We start from the raw sequence: 18,641 nt of genomic DNA, 5'->3' as shown, positions 1-18,641 counted from the left end.
GACAGAACGAACTCATGCAAGACACGGCTGCCGCATGCGCAGCCGCCAGGAAGGTTCATTGATGAGCACCCAACAAGCTGCACCTCTGAGCGAAGCCGCCCAGACACGCAAGGCAGTGAGCAACATCCTCAAAGGCTCCGCGGGCAACCTCGTGGAGTGGTTCGACGTATACGTCTACACCGCTTTTGCGGCGTATTTCCAGTCGCACTTCTTCAACTCCTCGGACGATCTCCAAGCCGGCCTTGAAGCGATGGCCGTGTTCTCGACGTCGTTCCTCATGCGCCCGATCGGTAGCTGGTTCTTTGGTCGCTACGCCGACCGCAAGGGCCGTAAAGCCGCGCTTACTCTCAGTGTGACCATGATGTCCGCCGGCTCGTTCGCCATTGCGATCATGCCGACCCAGGACGTCATCGGTCTATGGGCCATGATCCTCCTGGTCTTCATCCGCATGGTCCAAGGCTTCTCGGTGGGCGGCGAGTACGGAACCAGCGCCACCTACATGTCCGAGGCTGCTACGGCCAAACGCCGCGGCTTCTTCTCCAGCTTCCAGTACGTGACGCTGATTGGCGGCCAGATGCTGGCACTCCTGGTGCTCGTGATCCTGCAGAACACCATGAGCAAGGAAGACCTGACCGCGTGGGGTTGGAGGATTCCGTTCGCGATCGGCGGCGTGGCCGCACTGGTGGTGCTCTGGCTGCGACGCTCCATGGAGGAGACCCTCTCTGCCGATCAGCTGCGCGCTGCGCACATCAAGGTTGAAGGCGAAGCCCAGCCGGGCACCATGAAGCTCCTGTTCACCAAGCATTGGAAGCCGCTGCTGATCTGCATCGGCATCACGCTCGGCGGCACGGTTGCCTTCTACACATACACCAACTTCATCCTGAAGTTCATGAACGATACGTCCGGTATCGCCAAGACGGATACCTCCGTGATCAACTTCTGGGCGCTCTTCATCTTCATGCTGCTCCAGCCCGTCTACGGCATGCTTTCGGACAAGATCGGCCGGAAGCCGCTGCTGATCTGGTTCGGTGTGACGGGCGTTCTGTTCACGTGGCCTTTGCTCTCGGCGCTGGCCGGGACCAAGGATCCGTTCGTGGCATTCCTGCTGATGTTCGGCGGCCTGTTGATGGTGGGTGGCTACACGTCCATCAATGCCTTGGTGAAGGCCGAACTCTTCCCGGCATCCATCCGTGCGCTCGGTGTGGGCCTCGGCTACGCGATCGCCAACTCGCTGTTCGGCGGTACGGTTCCGCTGATTGGTGCAGCTTTGCAGAAGTCGGACCAGGTGGACCTGTTCTTCACCTACGTCACGGCGGCCATCTTCATCTCGCTGCTGGTGTACATCTTCGCCCTGAAGAACAAGAAGCCGACGCACTTGGATGCGGAGCAGGGCCACGCGTTCAAGGCCCGGGCCACTGCAGACGACGACGGCGACGAGAAGGATCGCGTCAACGCCTGACTTGGCTGCCTCTTGGGGCCCGTTCTGCACTCTTTGGATACTCCGAAGGGCGCAGAGCGGGCCTCACAACGTTAAGCTCTAGTAGCGAACCCAACCAGCGAACCCGACCAACGAACCCACCAGCGATCCCCGCTCAGCGAACCCCCGAAGGACTACACCGTGCATGTGCTCATCGTCGAGGATGACGACGCCATGGCCTCAGCCTTGAGCGCCGCCGTCGCCTCTGCCGGGCACAAGCACACCCGGGTTTCCCGCGGCGAGGACGCGCTCCTGGCCCACCGTCAGCACGAGGTCATCCTGCTCGATCTGGGCTTGCCGGACCTTGATGGCCTGGACGTCCTCAGGAAACTCCGCCAAGTCACGCAGATCCCCATCCTGATCCTGACGGCCCGCGATGACGAGCGGAGCGTGGTCCTTGGCCTTCGCTCGGGCGCCGACGATTATCTGGTGAAGCCCGTGAAACTCGTGGAATTGCTCGCCAGGATCGAGGCGGTGACGCGCCGGACCAACCGCGGCGGCCAGGCAGCACCACACACTATCGCCCTCGGTGAGCTGGAGGTGGACCTCGACCGCCGTGTCGCAGCGGTCGGCGGCAAGCAACTTGCCCTCACCGCCACGGAGTTCGACCTCCTGGGCCTGCTGGTCAGGCATGCGGGCTCGGTGGTCACCCGGGAACAAATCCTGGACGCGCTCTGGGGCGACGCGTTTCTTGCGCACTCCCGGTCGTTGGATGTGCACCTGACCGGTCTCAGGTCCAAGCTCCAGCTGCCCGGCTTCATCATCAATGTCCGGGGCGTCGGCTACCGCGTCGAGCAACCGTGAAACTCCGGGTCCTGGGCATCCTCAGCCTGCTGGTGGTGGTGATTGTGGTGACGGTGTCCAGCGTGATCCTGACGTCGGCCAGCCGGGAGCTCACGCAGGAGCTGCAGATCAACAGGGTCGCTGCCCTCAACCGCTTCGCCCAGCTGGCCAGTGACGCCCTGGAGGACAACAACACCACTCAACTGCAGCGCGAAATGGACCGCTACGCCGAGCTTTACGGCGAAGGAATACTGATCCATATGCAAGGCCAGAGCAACCATTCCGGCGGCCTTCGCGACGATCAACCGGAGGTCATGGACGCGCTCGGCAGGGCAAGCCTGAACCTGAGCGACACAACGCTCAGTCCAATCCGCGCCTTCGGGACGGGCAACGAGATCATCTCAAGGTCCTTCGGCACGGCAAGCCAGGTTCTCGGTGAAGTTGTCATGGAGGTAAACCTCGACGCCGCCCGCCAGAAACTACGGGAGCGGTGGCTCGTCGTCGTCGTCGCCGCCGTGGCGCTTGGCGCGCTGCTCCTGCTGGCCGCTGCCCGTATCACCGGCTGGGTTTTGCGCCCGGTCCAGCGCCTCAGCAAAGCCGTCCACGAGCTCGAAACCACCGGCGCGACCACCCAACTGCCTGAAGCCGGGCCGCCTGAGCTGCGCGAACTCAGCCGCTCCTTCACCACCATGGCCCATGCCGTGAGCGAGAGCATGGAATCCCAACGGCGACTCATCGCCGACACCTCGCACCAGCTCCGCAATCCGGTGGGGGCGTTGCGGTTGCGGATCGATCTGCTGCAGCTCGCCTTGCGATCGGAACCGGAAAAGGCCGCCGCTTCGGGCGTCGTCGCTGAACTTGAGCGCGTGGAGGAAATGCTCGACGGCGTGCTGAAGCTGGCCACCGCGGAACATCGCGCCTCTGCCGGGGCTGCCCGCGCGGACCACGGAACGGGACACCAGCGCCTGACGGTCATCGACCCGTTTCCTGTCCTGCAAGGTGAGGCGGAACGGGCCACGCCCTCTGCCCTTCAGGCAGGTGCCACGATCACGCTTCTCGAGCCGGGCCGGCCGATCACCATCGCCTGCAATCCGGAAGAACTCGCGCATATGGTGGGCGAGCTTCTGGCCAATGCCGTCAAATACGCCCCAGGTTCCCACATCACGGTGGCGACCGAACCCACCCCGGGTGGCACCGCCGTCGTGGTTTCCGACGACGGTCCCGGCCTCCCCGCCGATCAGCTCGCCGCGTCAACCACCCGGTTCTGGCGGGCGCCGCAGCACAGCAAGATCCCGGGCAATGGCCTGGGCATGACCATTGTGGAACGGTTGGCCGAGGCGAACGGAGCAAGGTTGGTGCTGGAACCCCGCGTGCCGCACGGGCTGACGGCGCGCCTCGAGTTTGTGCACCCGCAGGGCGGTTCCGATGCCTGAAAGCCGCACAGTGACGCGAAGGAATGCCATGAGGGCAGCTGTGGCGTTCGGCCTGCTGGCGTCAACGGTTGGCTGCTCCGCGGAGGAACGGCCGCAGGAACTCACGGTGGCCGGTGGCGAATCGGGCGGCTTCTACCTTGAGTTCGCCACCCTCCTGGCGGACCTGCTGCAACGGGAACGGATCGCCGACAAGGCGCGGGCACTGACCACCGGCGGGAGCCTTGAGAACATCCAGCGGGTGCTGTCCGGCGAGGCGACCTTCGCCGTCGCCCTCGCCGATGCGGCAGCCCAACCCGCCGCGAACAGCCACAGCGAAGGACGCCTGAGGGCTTTGGGGAAGGTCTATCAGAACTACGTGCACTGCATTGTGCGGGAGGACAGTTCGATCCGGTCCTTATCGGACCTCGCCGGCAAGACCGCGGGGGTGGGCGAAGTCGGTTCGGGGACCACCCTCACCGCCGGAAGGATCATCGCCGCAGCGGGGCTAGCACCGCAGTCCGCCACGCCGGACCGGGCCTTGAAACAGGTCAACCTTGGCTTGAACCAAGCGATCGCGGCCCTTGCCGACGGTTCGATCGACGTCATGATCCAGTCCGGAGGGGTTCCGACGGCGCCGATCGCCGCGGCTGCGCAGGACCTTCGCGTGCGGCTTCTTGATCTCTCCGAACTGATTCCGGCAACGCGAGCACAGTCAGGCTTCTTCTACGACCGGGTCCTCATCCCCGCCAACAGTTACGGGGACGCGCCCGCCGTCTGGACGGTGGGGGTCGCCAACCTTCTCCTGTGCCGGAGCGACCTTGTCGACCACGTTGTCCGGCAGACCGTCGAACTCCTGGTGGAGCAGGCCCAGGACCTGGTTCCCAAGTCCAGCGCAGGGGTCCAGTTCCTCAGTCCCGAAACGCTGATCAACACTGCCGGAGTGCCGCTGCATCCAGCCGCTGAGGCCGCTTACCGGGCGTTGCACGGCTAGCCCCGTTTAGGAGTCAAACCGGAGCAACTGCCAAAATGAACTCATGACTTCTGCCGTTGCCCCTGCCATTGCCCTGACCATCGCCGGCTCCGAAGCGACCGGTGGCGCCGGCGCCCAGGCCGACCTCAAGACCTTCCAGGAACTCGGAGTGTTCGGCATCGCGAACCTCACGTGCATCGTTTCCTTCAACCCGCAGGACAACTGGAACCACCGCTTCGTGCCGGTGGACCAGCAGGTCATCGCGGACCAACTGGAAGCCACGACGGCGGCATACGGCGCCGCTTCCGGCGCACCGTCGGTTCTGGATACCGTGAAGATCGGCATGCTTGGAAGCCCGGCAACCATCAGCACGGTGGAGAAGGCTTTGACGGACGGCTCGTTCAAGCACGTGGTGCTGGATCCGGTGTTGATCTGCAAGGGCCAGGAACCGGGCCACGCGCTGGACACCGACCAGGCTTTGAAGGCACAAATCCTGCCGCTGGCTACCTTCGTGACGCCGAACCATTTTGAAGCCGAGTCGCTGTCCGGGCTCACCATCACGGACGAAGAATCGCTGAAGGCTGCTGCCATCCGCATCCACGAAATCAGCGGCGCGGCAGTCCTCGCCAAAGGTGGGGTGCGGCTGGAAGGCCCGGACGCCGTCGACGTCTACTACGACGGCGACACGCTGGAAGTCCTGCGGGCCCCGAAGGTGGGCGAGGTTGCCGTGTCGGGCGCCGGTTGCTCGCTTGCCGCTGCTGTGACCGCGGAGTTGGCAAAGGGCGCGACCCCGGTGGAAGCAGCCCGCACGGCCAAGGCTTTCGTGACGGCGGGTATCAAGAACCGCGTGGCCTCAGGGGCGCCGTTTGATGCCCTGTGGCAGGGCGGCGCGCTGAGCTAGCGCCTCCAGCGTGCGAGAGGCTAGCGCCTGCGCGCGAAAGAGCCGCCCTGGAAAGCCTTCCGGGGCGGCTCTTCTTTTGCAGGCGCTTAGCGCGAGACTTTGCCCATGAGCGAGGCAATGGGTCGCAGGAACAGTGGCCTGGCAAGGAACCAAGCGGCCGCCGTGAACACGATCGATGCTGCGAAGATGGCGAATCCCCACCAGCTGTAATCGTTGTTCGAGGCGTACATGTGGTTGAGGTTGTTCAACGCACCGGTGGCCAGCACCAGGGTTACGTGGACGATGACGAAGGCTACGAAGTAGATCATCACCGGAAAGTGGATCTTGCGGGCCAGTTCGATCGGGTAGAACTTGTTGATCGCGGCTTTCTTCGGCCATGCCCCAGACATCCGGATGCCCGTGATGATGGCCAGCGGGGCGGCGATAAAGACGGTGATGAAGTACGTCAGCAGCTGGAGGCTGTTGTAGTTGTTCCAGCCGTTTTCCACCGGCCAGTTCAGGGAGGCGTACTGCAGGCCGGCCGAGACGGCGTTCGGGAAGACGTCCCAGTTGGTGGGGACAATCCTCAACCATTGGCCGGTGGCGAAGAGGAGCACGATGAAGATGATGCCGTTCAAAACCCAGAGGGCGTCCAGCGTCAGGTGGAACCAAAGGTCCAGACTGATTTTGGCGGGTGGGTTCTTTGTCTTGATGAGGCCCTTGTTGTTCCGGGTCCAGTACGCCGGCGGGCGAGTGGTGGTGCGCACCTGCCAGCCAGAACGGATGATCAAAACGATGAAGAACATATTGAGGAAGTGCTGCCAGCCAAGCCAGGCCGGGAACCCCGTGGGCGTGCCGTCGGGGATTGCGGAATGGCCGGGGTAGTCCGTCAGGAACTGCTGGACCGGCTGAAGGGTCCGAAGCCATTGCGCAACGAGCACGAGGATCAGTGCCACCACCAAAGCTCCTGCGGTGACGACGACGGGCATGAACCACCTGTTCGACGTGATCCCGGACGACTTGCTTGAAACGGACATCAGGCCGCGTTCCTCTCTGGCTTGGTTGGCTGCGACCAGTTGGCGCTATATAGCGATTCAACCAGTTGCAGCCCGACGGTGAAAACGGCACCCGGGTTTCGGGGCGTCCGACGTCAAAAATCGCAGCATTCGGATACATGCCGCAATATGGATTTCTAGAACAGACTTCCAGAATTATTTCCTTTCACTCACTGGTCCGTCAAGGTTCGCTGTTCGCTATGTGGATTATTCCGGGGGTAGGATTCCAGAAAATAGGCAGTAGACACACCGGTCTTCGTTCTGACTGAGGGAGGAGCCCCACCATGGTCCGCAAGACCTCCGAAGTTGCCAGCAACGCGGGCTCCTGGCAGTGGACCCGGACGGCGGCTACGCAGCGCACCTTGCTGGACGCGGCGGCCGAGGTATTCGTGGAACATGGATTCACCGATGCCAGCATCTCGGACATTGTTTCCCGCGCAGGATCGAGCGTAGGCAGCCTCTACCACCACTTCGGCGGCAAGACCGAGCTCTTCCTTGCCCTGTGGAACGACTACCAGAATGAACATGAGCGACTGGTGGCTTCTGCAGTGGCCAAGGCACGCAAGGCAGGCGAGACAGACCCGCTGGCACTGTTCAACGTGGGCAGCCGCAGCTACTTCGACTACACCTGGAAGCACCGGGAACTGGAGAGGGTGTTCATTGAGGGCGACACTCCCCCGGGCTTCGAGGTTTTGCGGCGCGAGCGCGGACGCGAATGGGTCCGGCAGAACTCGGTCCTGCTTGGCGCCAGCGACGACACCCTCGGTCGGTTGACGGTAGCGGTGATCACGGACATCGTGACTGTTTCGGGGCAGGAAGTGGCGTTGAGTGCCTCAAAGCGTGAGGCGGACGAGGTTGTGGGTGCGGCGGCCGAGCTGGTGGGCCGCTTGGTCCGCTGAGGCTCGGCCCTTAGTTGCCGTGAACGGCTTCCTCGGCAGCTCGCCTCGACCTGGTGATGGCCAATCCCACGACGCTACCTGCGGCGGCGAGGAAGAAGACCAGAACCAGCAGCGGTCCCGTCATCCCAGGGAAGAGCGGGCTACCACCCGTCAGGAAAATCGAGGCCAACAAACCCACCATCGACAGGCCGAATACGAGCGCCAGTGCTCTCTGCAGGCGGCTTTGCCTCATCAACAGTGACTCGCTTGTAGTGGCCATAAGTGGAGTCTATCCGGCTTCTCCACGGGTAGCTGCTCTGGGGTAGTCGATGTCGCTGTACAGCGACAGAGGGAGGCTTCTCCATGGATTCCTCTCCCCCGCAGCCAACTGGAGTGCAGTGCGAGTAGACAAGCAGTCGCTTCGGTGAGTCGTGAGAACATCATTGAGTGACCGACAGTACTTCGCTTGAACTGCCGCCCCTGTACGAGTCCCTGACCTGGCTTACCCCGCTCTCTGAAGAACGTGCTGCACACCTTGTGGCATTCCTGACCGACCCGGCGCCGGCTGAGGTTCTGGACATGGGGTGCGGATGGGGTGAACTGCTTCTTCGGGTCTTGGACTCGGCCCCGCAGGCTCGTGGACGCGGAGTGGACAGTGCTTCCGTGTTCATCAACCGAGCCAGGCAACAAGCCTTGGCTCGTGCACTGCTTGAGAGAGTGACTTTTGATTCAGTGCCCGGGCTGGAAGCCCAGGATCGCCCCGCAGACGCGGTCATCTGCATCGGTGCGAGCCAGATCTGGGGACCGCCGGTAGAGGACGCGCAGCCGCTTGACTACGCCGCAGCCCTGCGGGCCCTTCGGGCTTTGGTGCTGCCCGGCGGAAGGCTCGTCTATGGCGAGGCAATCTGGTCAGCAGCACCTCATCCCGCCGCCACCGCACCACTCGCTGGGCGTGATGACGAGTACCTGACAGAACATGCGCTACGCGAGCAAATCAGCGCCGCTGGTTTCGAGGTAGTGGACCACGACCAGGCAAGCGTTCAGGAGTGGGACGTCTTTGAGGCCGGGTATCGCGACAGGTTCACCCGCTGGCTGGAAGCACATGATGCCGACCACCCCGCGGCAGAGCACGTCCGCGCGAGACATGAGGAACAACGCGCTGCATATGAAGAAGGCTACCGAGGCGTACTAGGGATGGCGTATTTCTGCTTACGGGGTTAGAAGTCCAGCAGACTGACGAGCAAGACCATGAATTCTGTGACGGGAAGATCATCGACCGGATCTTGCCCAATCATCGACAACAGGGTCTGAGTTCATCCGTGCGGCCACTGACCTGTCAGGCGTCCAAGTCCATGTATGGATGCCCGTCGATTACTGGCGCAACGTATCGATACCTGATCATGCAGTCCACGAGTAAGTATCCCTGGAGCCTCCAGCGATAGCATGCCGCATTCGACGCCCCGCCCCGGTGAAGATTCCGGGTGTGCAATGATTCAGGTCATGGGGAACACGTTGAAGACGTTCTTCTTACGCTTCACGCCCCAGAGGCGCACTGATCCGTCCGCCCTCATAACAGCCACAGACTGTTGTACTTTCAAGATGTCAACGTCTTTTGGGTAGTCCTCTTTGGTGTGCGCGGCAAACTCTGCGGCGAATCGCTGGTTGATGAGGGGTACAAGCTCTTTCTGCTTCCGCCACCCGTAAATGGAAAATGCCACGAACAGCGCGAATGACATGAGCCTTAGGCTGAACCACGGAAGGTCCGGGACATCCGAACCCCCGAAAGAATCGATACCCCACAGAATCCAGAACACCAGGAAGGAAGCTGTGGCCAAGGTGCTGGCCGTTCTCGTTCTTTTAGCCTCGGGAAAGGCAACTGTAAAAGCGGTGTTGCCTTCATTCATAAGACGCCCCCGTATCGCCAAAAGACTCTGACGATAGAGTAACGCGGCGGGAGCCGGAATGCAGCACAGCTTGTCTACGCCCAGCTAGACGTGGTCACTTGGCCGCATCCCGGCCGGTAGATGCGTCCACGGGACGATCTTTCACCGGACGCCGGGAGCCCCGTTGAGTGTTGTGCCTGACTCCAGCTGGGGAACGCTTTCGTCGTGGAGGATCACCGCAACGACGGTCTCGGTAGCATGCTCCGCAACGGGATCCTTCACCGTGCACCTTCCTACTGCCTCGTTGTGCAGTTTTTTCCAGGCTTCGATGAAGTCCGCGATCAAGTTTTGCCCGCCCGACGCTTCCCTTAGCAGACGCCTTTAGATCCACCGGCCCTCTGCCAGGTCAGACCAGAACTCGATGCGATGCGGGGATGATTCTCGGTCAGCAGTGTTGAAGAACTCTCTTTGAAAGTAGGAGGCGAGATCGCTGCCGTAGTAGATGACATCAGTTTGATACACGGAAAAAACCGGGCTGCCGGCGGGTGCAGGAGCTGCGGGCATGAAACGGTGCGAATAGATCGGGACGAGGACAGGCACCGTGCGCAATCGCTGACGTGCCGCTGGGAGGGCTTCCTCAACTTCGGTTGGCCGCTCGCCCCATTCCTCAGGCCAGAAAGCACTCTCCCGAACGTCAAACAACACGCCATCGCGCGGCCAGTCGAGCCTCTTCTGAATTCCGACGGGGTCGCCCAGCCAATCAACCCAGCCAGGGCCTATAGGCATCGCCAGACTCAAAAACCGCGCATGATCAGGACTGAACTCGAACGAGAACCGCTCTTCAACATCCTCGAGCTGCCATGGCGATAAGCCCGGAGCCAGAGGAACCTTGGCCGCATAAAGCACCTCTAGGGCTTCTTCAACAAGAGAACTCACGCAATAAATCTAGCCGTAGGGTTACTCGTTCCAGTTCAACACGTCACGCTGCCAGTCGTGGTTCGAGTGCCGTCATGTATCGAGAAATTACTGCGACGGACTTCCGGAATGTCCACGGCAGTAATGCTCCCGTAAGCATCGGTCCCTTAACGGACGCCGAGTAGTGTGAATGACTTCCAGCCAGTTGGGATGATTGCCGCGGTTAGTGGACCGGAGGGGGACTTCCGTGGTGTCGCAGGATCCAATACGCGAAGCGCTCTATGACCTCATACAGTTGCGTCGTCCATTAGCCGAGTTGTCAGCTCGATTGTTGACGTTTGAATGGTCCTCCCAAGAGGAGCTAGCCACTGCTTTCGCTCAGGATATCGGCCATGCCCTTGACGAATTCTGGGCCGGGAAGATCAGTGCAGATGATCTTTGCGCATGGGCGGAGGAGCTGCAGGGACGCGAAGATATTGCACTGAACCCGCAGGAACGCGATTTCTTCTCCGATTCCGAACGCTGCTGAGCAACCGTCACACCCGAACACACGGAACGTGAGCAAGCGTCACCCCCAAACACCCGGAACGTGAGCGAGCGTCCAGCCAAAACACGCGGGACGTGATAGAGCGTGGACGTCAGCGCTCGGAGTGCGCCGCCAGGAAGGAGTACACCTCGGTCTCGTCCACGCCCGGGAACGCGCCCGGAGGCATGGCGGCAAGCAGGTGCGAGTGGGCCCGGGCGGAAGGCCATGCGTTGCCGGCCCACTCGTTCGCCAAAGAAGCCGGGGGCCTCTTGCAGCAGTTCGGGTCCGGGCAGTTGGATGTGGCACGGGCAGTCGTCTCACGGCCGCGGAACCATTTCACGTGCTGGTAGGGCACCCCGATGCTCAAAGAAAATTCACCGGCTGCCGAGCGCTCCGTCCGGGCCGTGCACCAGTACGTGCCCGACGGCGTATCCGTGTACTGGCTGTAGGCGCTGAACTTGTCCGGCACATCGAAAACGGCCCTTGATGTCCACGCTTTGCACGACGGTTGGCCCTCGATCGCCCCGGTGTGGTCCTGCGGGAAGGTCACGCCATCGTTCTCGTAGGCCTTGTAGATGATGCCCGACTGGTGGGTTTTCTGAAAGTGCGTGGTGATGCCCAGATGCTTGGTGGCCAGGTTCGTGAACCGGTGCGCGGCGGTCTCGTAGGACACAGCGAAGGCGTCGCGGATGTCCTCCACCGCGATTTCCTTGGCGGCCTTGGCCTTTTGGAGGAACTCCACCGTGGCCTGCTCCGGCAGCAGCAATGCCGCAGCGAAGTAGTTGGTGGCCACCCGCTGCGCCAGGAAGTCCCCATAATTCCGTGGAGTTTCATGCCCCAGGACATAGTGACCCAGCGCCTGAAGCAGGACTGAGCGGGGATCGTGATCCTGGCGCTGGTTCTGCGTCAGATAAATTCTGCGGTTCTTCAAATCCGTCACGGACCGCGTCGAGTGCGGCAGATCGCCCACGTGATGGAGGGAGAAACCAAGGTTCTCGGCGATGTCAGCAATGACGTGCTGGCTGAGCGGACCGGTGGTGTACCCGACCCCTTTGAGGACCTTCTGTGCCTCGGCTTCATACTCGGGGAAATAGTTACCGCGCTCACGCATCATGGCACGCAACTCGCCGTTCGCGCGGCGGGCCTCTTCCGGCGTCGCGACTTGCTCGTTAAGTTTGCGTTCGAGTTCCTGAAGCAGCCCCACCTGCGACTCCAGAACATCCAGCGGAAGCCGCGAGCTGATGCGGATTTTGGGCAGGTTCAGCGACTCGTAGAGCGGTCCGCGCTGGTACCGTTCCAGCTCGATTTCCAGGGCCGCGCGACGGCTTGGCGGCTCCGCCCCGAGCAGTTGGTCGATGCTCACGTTGAGGGACGCAGCGAGCTGCTGAAGCAACCCCAGTTTGGGTTCGCGCTTGCCGTTTTCGATCAGGCTCAGCTGGCTTGGCGCGGTCCCTACGGCGGCACTCAGGTCATCGAGCGTCAGCCCCGCCTGCTTGCGCAGATGGCGCACGCGGCGGCCAAGGCTGATGACGTCCAGTTCGGGGGACGCAGGGGACAACGACGGCGACGCGACTTCGCGATTCCAGCTCACAGGCGACATTTCTTGAGAATACGCGAAGAAGTGCATTTCTTTCCATAGTTTTCCTCTAGCAACCCTCTTGGAAGTGCAGAAAAGTAGGTCTTACGAAAAAGAAATATAGACCCGGATAAGCCGGCCGATGCAGCAAAGGTGCAGCGGAGGCCGGCCCGGGCACCACAGAGGAGATCAAGATGACCGCTTCATTTGAACCCGCAGAGCAGTCCGCAGAGCAGCAGGCAGCAGCGCTGGAACTCGAATGGTCCGCCAACCCGCGGTGGGAAGGCGTCACCCGTGATTACTCGGCTTCCGACGTCGTCCGCCTCCGTGGCCGCGTCTCCGAAGAGCACACCCTGGCCCGTCGCGGTTCCGAAAAGCTCTGGAAGCAGCTCACCGAGGAAGCTCCCACCGGCGGCTACACCAACGCCCTGGGCGCACTGACCGGTAACCAGGCTGTGCAGCAGGTCAAGGCCGGCCTCCGCGCCATCTACCTCTCCGGCTGGCAGGTGGCCGCCGACGCCAACCTGTCGGGCCAGACCTACCCGGACCAGTCCCTGTACCCGGCCAACTCGGTGCCGCAGGTTGTCCGCCGCATCAACAACGCGCTGCTCCGTGCGGACCAGATCGAGTATGCCGAAGGCGTCAAGACCGTTGAAGACTGGCTGGTCCCGATCGTCGCCGACGCCGAAGCAGGCTTTGGTGGCCCGCTGAACGCCTACGAGCTCATGAAATCCATGATTACCGCAGGTGCCTCGGGCGTTCACTGGGAAGACCAGCTCGCTTCGGAAAAGAAGTGCGGCCACCTGGGCGGCAAGGTGCTGATTCCCACCCAGCAGCACATCCGGACCCTGAACGCAGCCCGCCTGGCAGCCGACGTCGCCGGTACCCCGACGGTGGTCATCGCCCGCACCGACGCCGAAGCAGCAACCCTGATCACCTCCGACGTCGACGAGCGGGACCAGGAATTCATCACCGGTGAACGTACCGCGGAGGGCTTCTACAAAGTCCGCAACGGCATCGAACCCTGCATCGCCCGCGCCAAGGCCTACGCACCGTACTCCGACCTCATCTGGATGGAGACCGGCACCCCGGACCTGGAGCTGGCCCGCAAGTTCGCCGAATCGGTCAAGGCCGAGTTCCCGGACCAGATGCTCTCCTACAACTGCTCCCCGTCCTTCAACTGGCGCAAGCACCTGGACGACACCACGATCGCCAAGTTCCAGCGCGAACTCGGTGCCATGGGCTTCACGTTCCAGTTCATCACTTTGGCCGGCTTCCACGCCCTGAACTACTCGATGTTCGACCTCGCCCACGGTTACGCCCGTGAAGGCATGAGCGCCTACGTCGAGCTCCAGGAGAAGGAATTCGCCTCCGAGTCCCGCGGCTACACCGCCACCAAGCACCAGCGCGAAGTCGGCACCGGCTACTTCGACGACATCGCAACCGCGCTCAACCCGAACGCATCAACCTTGGCCCTGGTGGGATCCACCGAAGAAGGCCAGTTCCACTAACCAAACGCCCAAAGGTGAGCTGTTCGCTGAGCTCACCGGAAGGCACGACGGCGATTGTCGCCTCCGGCCTGCGGACCGGTACCGCTCTGCCTGCTATTCCCCACGTCCCGGTTTCGACCTCGCTGAGCGAGGACGGACCGGGATGCAGGGCCCCTTTTACGCAGGCTGCCGCGGCACCGGCTCCTTGGCCTAGTGCCCACGCGACCCAAGCACCGCCGTCGAACATTTGCTTCTCATAGGAGAGATTGAAATGAACAGCTTCACTGACAACTTCACTATCAATGGCATCACTTTGACCGCTCAGCCCATTTGCCGGCAGAACGAGGTCCTCACGCCGGACGCTTTGGAGTTCATCGGCCAACTGCACCGGGCTACGGCTGATCGTCGTCAGGAGCTGATGCAGGCGCGGCATGCCCGCCGTGGGCAGATCGCCGCCGGTCAGGATCCGCGGTTCCTGCCGCAGACCGAGGCCATCCGGAACGACCCGTCCTGGCGCGTTGCTCCCCCGGCACCGGGACTGGAGGACCGCCGTGTTGAGATCACGGGACCGGTGGATAAGAAGATGACCATCAACGCCCTGAATTCGGGTGCGAAGGTGTGGCTGGCCGACATGGAGGACTCCTCCACGCCGACGTGGCGCAACGTCATCCAGGGCCAGCTGAACCTGACCGACGCGTTGGAGCGCCGGATCGATTTCACCTCTCCCGAGGGCAAGGAATACAAGCTCAAGGCGGCCGAGGATCTGCCCACCATCGTGGTCCGTCCCCGTGGCTGGCACCTGCCGGAGAAGCACATGCTGATTGACGGCAAACCCATCGCCGGCGGAATCGTGGACTTCGGACTGTTCTTCTTCCACAACGCCCGCCGCTTGCTGGCGCAGGGCAAGGGCCCATACTTCTACCTGCCCAAGATCGAGAACCACCTCGAGGCACGGCTGTGGAACGACATCTTTGTCCTGGCCCAGGATCTGCTCGGCATCCCGCAGGGCACCATCCGCGCCACGGTGTTGATCGAGACCATCACGGCAGCGTTCGAGATGGAAGAGATCCTCTACGAACTGCGGGACCACGCAGCTGGTTTGAACGCCGGCCGCTGGGACTACATCTTCTCCCTGATCAAGAACTTCCGGACCCGCGGACCGCGTTTCGTGCTCCCGGACCGCGGCCAGGTGACCATGACCCAGCCGTTCATGCGGGCCTACACCGAGCAACTGGTCCGGGCCTGCCACCGCCGCGGTGCCATGGCGATCGGTGGCATGGCTGCCGCTGTTCCCAACCGCAAGGACGAGGCCGCCAACACCGCCTCGTTCGAGAAGGTCCGTGCGGACAAGACCCGTGAAGCCAACGACGGATTCGACGGCTCCTGGGTTGCCCACCCGGACCTGGTGCCGGTGTGCCGCGAAGTGTTCGACTCAGTTCTCGGAGACCGCCCCAACCAGCTGGACCGTTCCCGCGAGGACGTCACCCCGGATGACCGTGCGCTGATCGACATCTCCACCACCGAGGGCACCATCACGGAGGCCGGGGTACGCCTGAACATCGAGGTAGGCATCCGCTACATCGAGTCCTGGCTGCGGGGCAACGGCGCTGTGGCAATTCACAACCTCATGGAGGACGCCGCCACCGCCGAAATTTCGCGGTCCCAGCTGTGGCAGTGGATCCACTCCCACGCCATCACTGACCAGGGCGACATCATCAGCCGTGAATGGGTAGAGGACATGTTGGACGAGGAATTCGCCCGCCTGGAACGCTTCGATGGGGATCGCTTTGCAGATGCCCGCGCCATCTTCGAGGAAGTCACCCTGGCTGAGGAATTCCCCACCTTCCTGACCATCCCCGCCTACGCCCGTTTCCTCACCGAGGCCCGTGAAGAGGCCACGGAAGAGGAACTCGTCGCCGCCTAGCTGCACTGTACTGGTCGTCGACACGCCAAGCCCCGACGCTGGGCTGCCTGCACTCTTCGCAACAAGTGACCCCGATGGTCGGGGAGGCAGCCCAGCAACGGGGCTTTTCCATGCTCAAGGCCCTCCGGATTCGATGGTTCGCTGCACACCATGCCGTGCGCACGGCATCCTGTGCAGCGAACCCCCGAATCGGCCGCTGGAGGGACCCGGCCCGGCCCCTTAGCGCTGCCGGGCCACCCAGCGCACGGACAACGTCGTGCACACGCAGAACGCGAGCACCGATCCGAGGATCACGAAGAGCGGACCCGTCCAGCCGTCGGTAACACTGTGCACGTATCCGACAACGGTGGGCGCCAGGGCAGCAAAACAGTAGCCAACACCCTGGACCACGGCGGACATCTTCCCTGCGGCGGCCTGCGAGCGGGCGAACTTGATGATCGCAATGAAAATCACCGTGATTCCACCACCTTGGGCAACGCCTCCCAGCGAGGACCACAACCACCAGAAGCCCGGTGCCAGCAACAAGCCAACGGGAACGGTCAGCCACATCGCACTCAAGGTGACCGCAACCGTCGTCGTACTGGTGAAACGGGCCAGGAGCGGAACGCCCAGGCCGCCCACAATCGCGAAGATCTGGAAGAGCGAGGAGCCCGCGCCGGCCTCGGCCGTGCCCATGGCGAGTTCGTCGGACAGGAAGCTTGGCAGCCACGCGGTGACGCCGTAGTAGGAGAACGCCTGGCCGGCGAAACCGAGCGTCAGGCCGACGGTCAACCAGCCCACCCCCGCAACTGGTCCCGAACCTGAAGGAACGGCAGCCTCAACCGCGGCTGGGACAAAGGCCCGGCGCGTACCCACTGTGGGCACCCAGAACAGGATTGCCGCCAAGGCCAGCAGCGCGCTGGCAGCCAAGGAAAGCCGCCACCCCACCAGCTCGGCCAGCGGAGCCGTGGCCACTGAGGTGAGGAACGAACCGATGTTCAGGGCCGCGGTGTAGACGCCCATCGCTGTCGCTTGCCGGCGGGGAGCGAAGTCGCGGCGGATGATCAGCGGCACGGCGATGTTGCCGATGGTGATGGCCACGCCAATGACCACTGTGCCGGCCATGACCAGGGCGCCACCGCTGCTGGAACGGATCACCACACCGGCCAGCACGCCGAGCAACGTGAGCATGACGGCGAATTCGGCGCCCAGCCGGCGTCCGGCCAACGAAGCCAACGGCGAAGCCAGGGAGAAGCAGAGCACGGGGATGCCTGTCAGCAGTCCGAGTTCAACCGGGGAGAAGCCAAGGTCCTGTCGGAGCAGATCCACTACGGGCGCCACGGCGACGAACGGTCCGCGCATGTTCAAGGCAATCAGCCCTATGCAGGCGAGGATCAGCCAGCCTCGGGGAACTTTGGCGAGGAACTGGCTCATGGTGCGGACCGGAAAGGGACAGGAAGCGTTTTCATCAGTTTCATTGCTATCACGCCCCCGGCCGCCCCACGGCATCCATGAAGGCCTAGCCCGTCGCTTGGAGTGTGGCCTCAATCACCGCAGGCGAGAGAACGTACTGGGTCACCATCTGGCTGGCACCCAGGATCGCGGAGCGGTCTCCGGCCATGGAAATGCCGATCCGAAGATGCGTGGTGGCCAACGGCAACGACCGCCGGTAGACCACTTCGCGGATTCCCGCCACCAGGTGTTCGCCTGCCTCCCCCACGCTGCCGCCAATGATGATCATGGAGGGGTTGAGCAGGTTGACCACGGTTGCCAGGACATCTCCGACATCACGTCCGGCCTGTCGCAGCGCCTGGATAGCCTGGAGGTTTCCCTCGCCCACGAGCCGCAGGACATCGGCGCCGTTGGTGGCTTCCAGCCCCTGCGTTTGCAGTTGATGCGCGACGGCGGGACCGGAGGCGAGCGCTTCAAGGCACCCGTAGTTGCCGCAGCGGCAGAGGACGTCGTCGCCACGTGGCACCCGGACGTGGCCGAGGTCGCCGGCGGTGCCGTTGGCACCCCGCTGCAGCTCACCACTGCTGATGATGCCCGCACCGATGCCGGTGGCCACCTTGATGAACAGGAAGTTGTCGTGGTCCGGCCAGTAGGCGGTCCGCTCCCCCAGGGCCATGATGTTGACGTCGTTGTCCACCAGTACGGGAACAGGCAGCGAGCGCTGAACGTAAGTGACGACGTCGAATCCGTCCCAGCCCGGCATGATCGGCGGCTTCACGGGCCGTCCGGTGTCATGCTCCACGGGCCCGGGGAGGCCGATGCCTATCCCGGCGAGGTCGCCCGGTTCCCGTCCGGCTTCGGCAAGCAGCTCCCGGCCTGCTGAAACCACGCGGCCCAGCACTACCTCGGGACCGTCGGCGACTTCCTGTCCCAGCCGGCGCTCCGCCAGGATGCTGCCCCCGAGGTCGGTGACGGCAACAATCACGTGGGTCGCTCCGACGTCGACCGCCAGCACGACGCGCGCGGCCGGGTTGAAGGCAAAGCGCGACGGCGGCCTGCCGCCGCTGGAGCTTGCCTCACCGGCCGGGCCGACCAGCCCGGAGTTGATCAGGGCGTCGATGCGGGAAGCCACGGTTGAGCGGGCAAGTCCGGTGGTGAGGGCAAGTTCGGCGCGTGTCCGGGCTTGGCCGTCGCGGAGAAGTTGGAAGAGATCGCCAGCGCGCGACAGGTTGCCGGCCTCTAAGACCATGGTGTTTCCGGCGTCGTTTCCGGGTGCTGGAGTCATGCATTTAGTGAAGCACGATTGCTTATGCATGTCATGCAATGAAAGTTTGTCGGCCATATTTCAACTTTTGCTTGACGATCGACAAAAGTCCCCCTAGGTTGTGATGAGCAGCACATCACGACGCTCGATGTCAGGGATCCACAGCATCGATCCCTC

Annotated in this window: 17 protein-coding genes; 10 read left to right on the top strand and 7 right to left on the bottom strand. The window is 62.9% G+C overall.

The window, feature by feature from the left end; all coding sequences use genetic code 11:
- Positions 1 to 61 precede the first annotated feature (61 nt).
- The 5 genes from JMY29_RS03300 (at position 62) to JMY29_RS03280 (ending at position 5,543) form a co-directional block, all read left to right on the top strand.
- A complete protein-coding gene (locus tag JMY29_RS03300) occupies positions 62 to 1,459 on the top strand; it encodes an MFS transporter (RefSeq protein ID WP_189076168.1) in 1,398 nt (465 codons plus the stop codon).
- Positions 1,460 to 1,618: 159 nt separating this feature from the next.
- Positions 1,619 to 2,281, top strand: a complete 663-nt coding sequence (locus JMY29_RS03295) for a response regulator transcription factor (protein WP_189076169.1) — start codon at positions 1,619 to 1,621, stop codon at positions 2,279 to 2,281.
- A complete protein-coding gene (locus JMY29_RS03290) occupies positions 2,278 to 3,693 on the top strand; it encodes a sensor histidine kinase (protein WP_189076170.1) in 1,416 nt (471 codons plus the stop codon). The genes JMY29_RS03295 and JMY29_RS03290 overlap by 4 nt, the downstream gene beginning before the upstream one ends.
- A 28-nt stretch (positions 3,694 to 3,721) precedes the next feature.
- Positions 3,722 to 4,663: a TAXI family TRAP transporter solute-binding subunit gene (locus JMY29_RS03285; RefSeq protein WP_229778626.1), complete on the top strand. Its 942-nt coding sequence runs from the start codon at positions 3,722 to 3,724 to the stop codon at positions 4,661 to 4,663.
- A gap of 43 nt (positions 4,664 to 4,706) precedes the next feature.
- Positions 4,707 to 5,543 carry a hydroxymethylpyrimidine/phosphomethylpyrimidine kinase gene (locus tag JMY29_RS03280; protein WP_018778029.1) on the top strand — a complete coding sequence of 279 codons (837 nt, stop codon included), beginning with the start codon at positions 4,707 to 4,709 and terminating at the stop codon, positions 5,541 to 5,543.
- Between the two features lie 86 nt (positions 5,544 to 5,629).
- On the opposite strand, the gene JMY29_RS03275 is transcribed toward JMY29_RS03280, so the two are convergent.
- Complete coding sequence (locus JMY29_RS03275; RefSeq protein ID WP_189076172.1) at positions 5,630 to 6,559, bottom strand: cytochrome b/b6 domain-containing protein; 930 nt, start codon at positions 6,557 to 6,559, stop codon at positions 5,630 to 5,632.
- Between the two features lie 302 nt (positions 6,560 to 6,861).
- Here JMY29_RS03275 and JMY29_RS03270 point away from each other — a divergent pair, with 302 nt between their 5' ends.
- On the top strand, positions 6,862 to 7,476 hold the full coding sequence (locus tag JMY29_RS03270) for a TetR/AcrR family transcriptional regulator (protein ID WP_189076173.1): 615 nt from the start codon (positions 6,862 to 6,864) through the stop codon (positions 7,474 to 7,476).
- A gap of 10 nt (positions 7,477 to 7,486) precedes the next feature.
- Here the strand turns inward: JMY29_RS03270 and JMY29_RS03265 are convergent, their stop codons facing one another.
- On the bottom strand, positions 7,487 to 7,735 hold the full coding sequence (locus JMY29_RS03265) for a hypothetical protein (RefSeq protein ID WP_055976917.1): 249 nt from the start codon (positions 7,733 to 7,735) through the stop codon (positions 7,487 to 7,489).
- A 167-nt stretch (positions 7,736 to 7,902) separates the two neighbouring features.
- Here JMY29_RS03265 and JMY29_RS03260 point away from each other — a divergent pair, with 167 nt between their 5' ends.
- Positions 7,903 to 8,676, top strand: a complete 774-nt coding sequence (locus JMY29_RS03260; RefSeq protein WP_039239653.1) for an SAM-dependent methyltransferase — start codon at positions 7,903 to 7,905, stop codon at positions 8,674 to 8,676.
- A 272-nt stretch (positions 8,677 to 8,948) separates the two neighbouring features.
- On the opposite strand, the gene JMY29_RS03255 is transcribed toward JMY29_RS03260, so the two are convergent.
- Entirely contained in the window at positions 8,949 to 9,290 is a 342-nt protein-coding gene (locus JMY29_RS03255) for a hypothetical protein (RefSeq protein ID WP_189076174.1), read from the bottom strand.
- A gap of 429 nt (positions 9,291 to 9,719) precedes the next feature.
- Positions 9,720 to 10,274 carry a hypothetical protein gene (locus tag JMY29_RS03250; protein WP_189076175.1) on the bottom strand — a complete coding sequence of 185 codons (555 nt, stop codon included), beginning with the start codon at positions 10,272 to 10,274 and terminating at the stop codon, positions 9,720 to 9,722.
- Between the two features lie 226 nt (positions 10,275 to 10,500).
- On the opposite strand from JMY29_RS03250, the gene JMY29_RS03245 reads away from it, so the two are divergent.
- Entirely contained in the window at positions 10,501 to 10,782 is a 282-nt protein-coding gene (locus tag JMY29_RS03245; RefSeq protein WP_189076176.1) for a hypothetical protein, read from the top strand.
- Between the two features lie 109 nt (positions 10,783 to 10,891).
- Here JMY29_RS03245 and JMY29_RS03240 read toward each other — a convergent pair whose 3' ends face one another.
- Complete coding sequence (locus JMY29_RS03240) at positions 10,892 to 12,406, bottom strand: XRE family transcriptional regulator (RefSeq protein WP_020608529.1); 1,515 nt, start codon at positions 12,404 to 12,406, stop codon at positions 10,892 to 10,894.
- A gap of 143 nt (positions 12,407 to 12,549) precedes the next feature.
- Here JMY29_RS03240 and aceA point away from each other — a divergent pair, with 143 nt between their 5' ends.
- Both aceA and aceB read left to right on the top strand, forming a co-directional pair.
- Positions 12,550 to 13,866 (top strand): isocitrate lyase, encoded by a 1,317-nt coding sequence (gene aceA, locus JMY29_RS03235; protein ID WP_018778036.1) that lies wholly within the window; start codon positions 12,550 to 12,552, stop codon positions 13,864 to 13,866.
- A 250-nt stretch (positions 13,867 to 14,116) separates the two neighbouring features.
- The gene (gene aceB, locus JMY29_RS03230) at positions 14,117 to 15,769 is read left to right on the top strand and encodes a malate synthase A (RefSeq protein ID WP_189076177.1); all 1,653 of its coding nucleotides are present in this window, start codon (positions 14,117 to 14,119) and stop codon (positions 15,767 to 15,769) included.
- Positions 15,770 to 15,988: 219 nt separating this feature from the next.
- Here the strand turns inward: aceB and JMY29_RS03225 are convergent, their stop codons facing one another.
- Complete coding sequence (locus JMY29_RS03225) at positions 15,989 to 17,182, bottom strand: MFS transporter (RefSeq protein WP_079581591.1); 1,194 nt, start codon at positions 17,180 to 17,182, stop codon at positions 15,989 to 15,991.
- 85 nt (positions 17,183 to 17,267) lie between these two features.
- Positions 17,268 to 18,485, bottom strand: coding sequence for an ROK family transcriptional regulator (locus JMY29_RS03220; protein WP_018778039.1), 1,218 nt, complete (start codon positions 18,483 to 18,485; stop codon positions 17,268 to 17,270).
- Positions 18,486 to 18,641: the final 156 nt, after the last annotated feature.

The sequence above is a fragment of the Paenarthrobacter nicotinovorans genome (assembly GCF_021919345.1).
Lineage (GTDB): Bacteria > Actinomycetota > Actinomycetes > Actinomycetales > Micrococcaceae > Arthrobacter > Arthrobacter nicotinovorans.
Note: the sequence above shows the minus strand (reverse complement) of the source record. Positions and strands in the feature narration are given on the sequence as shown.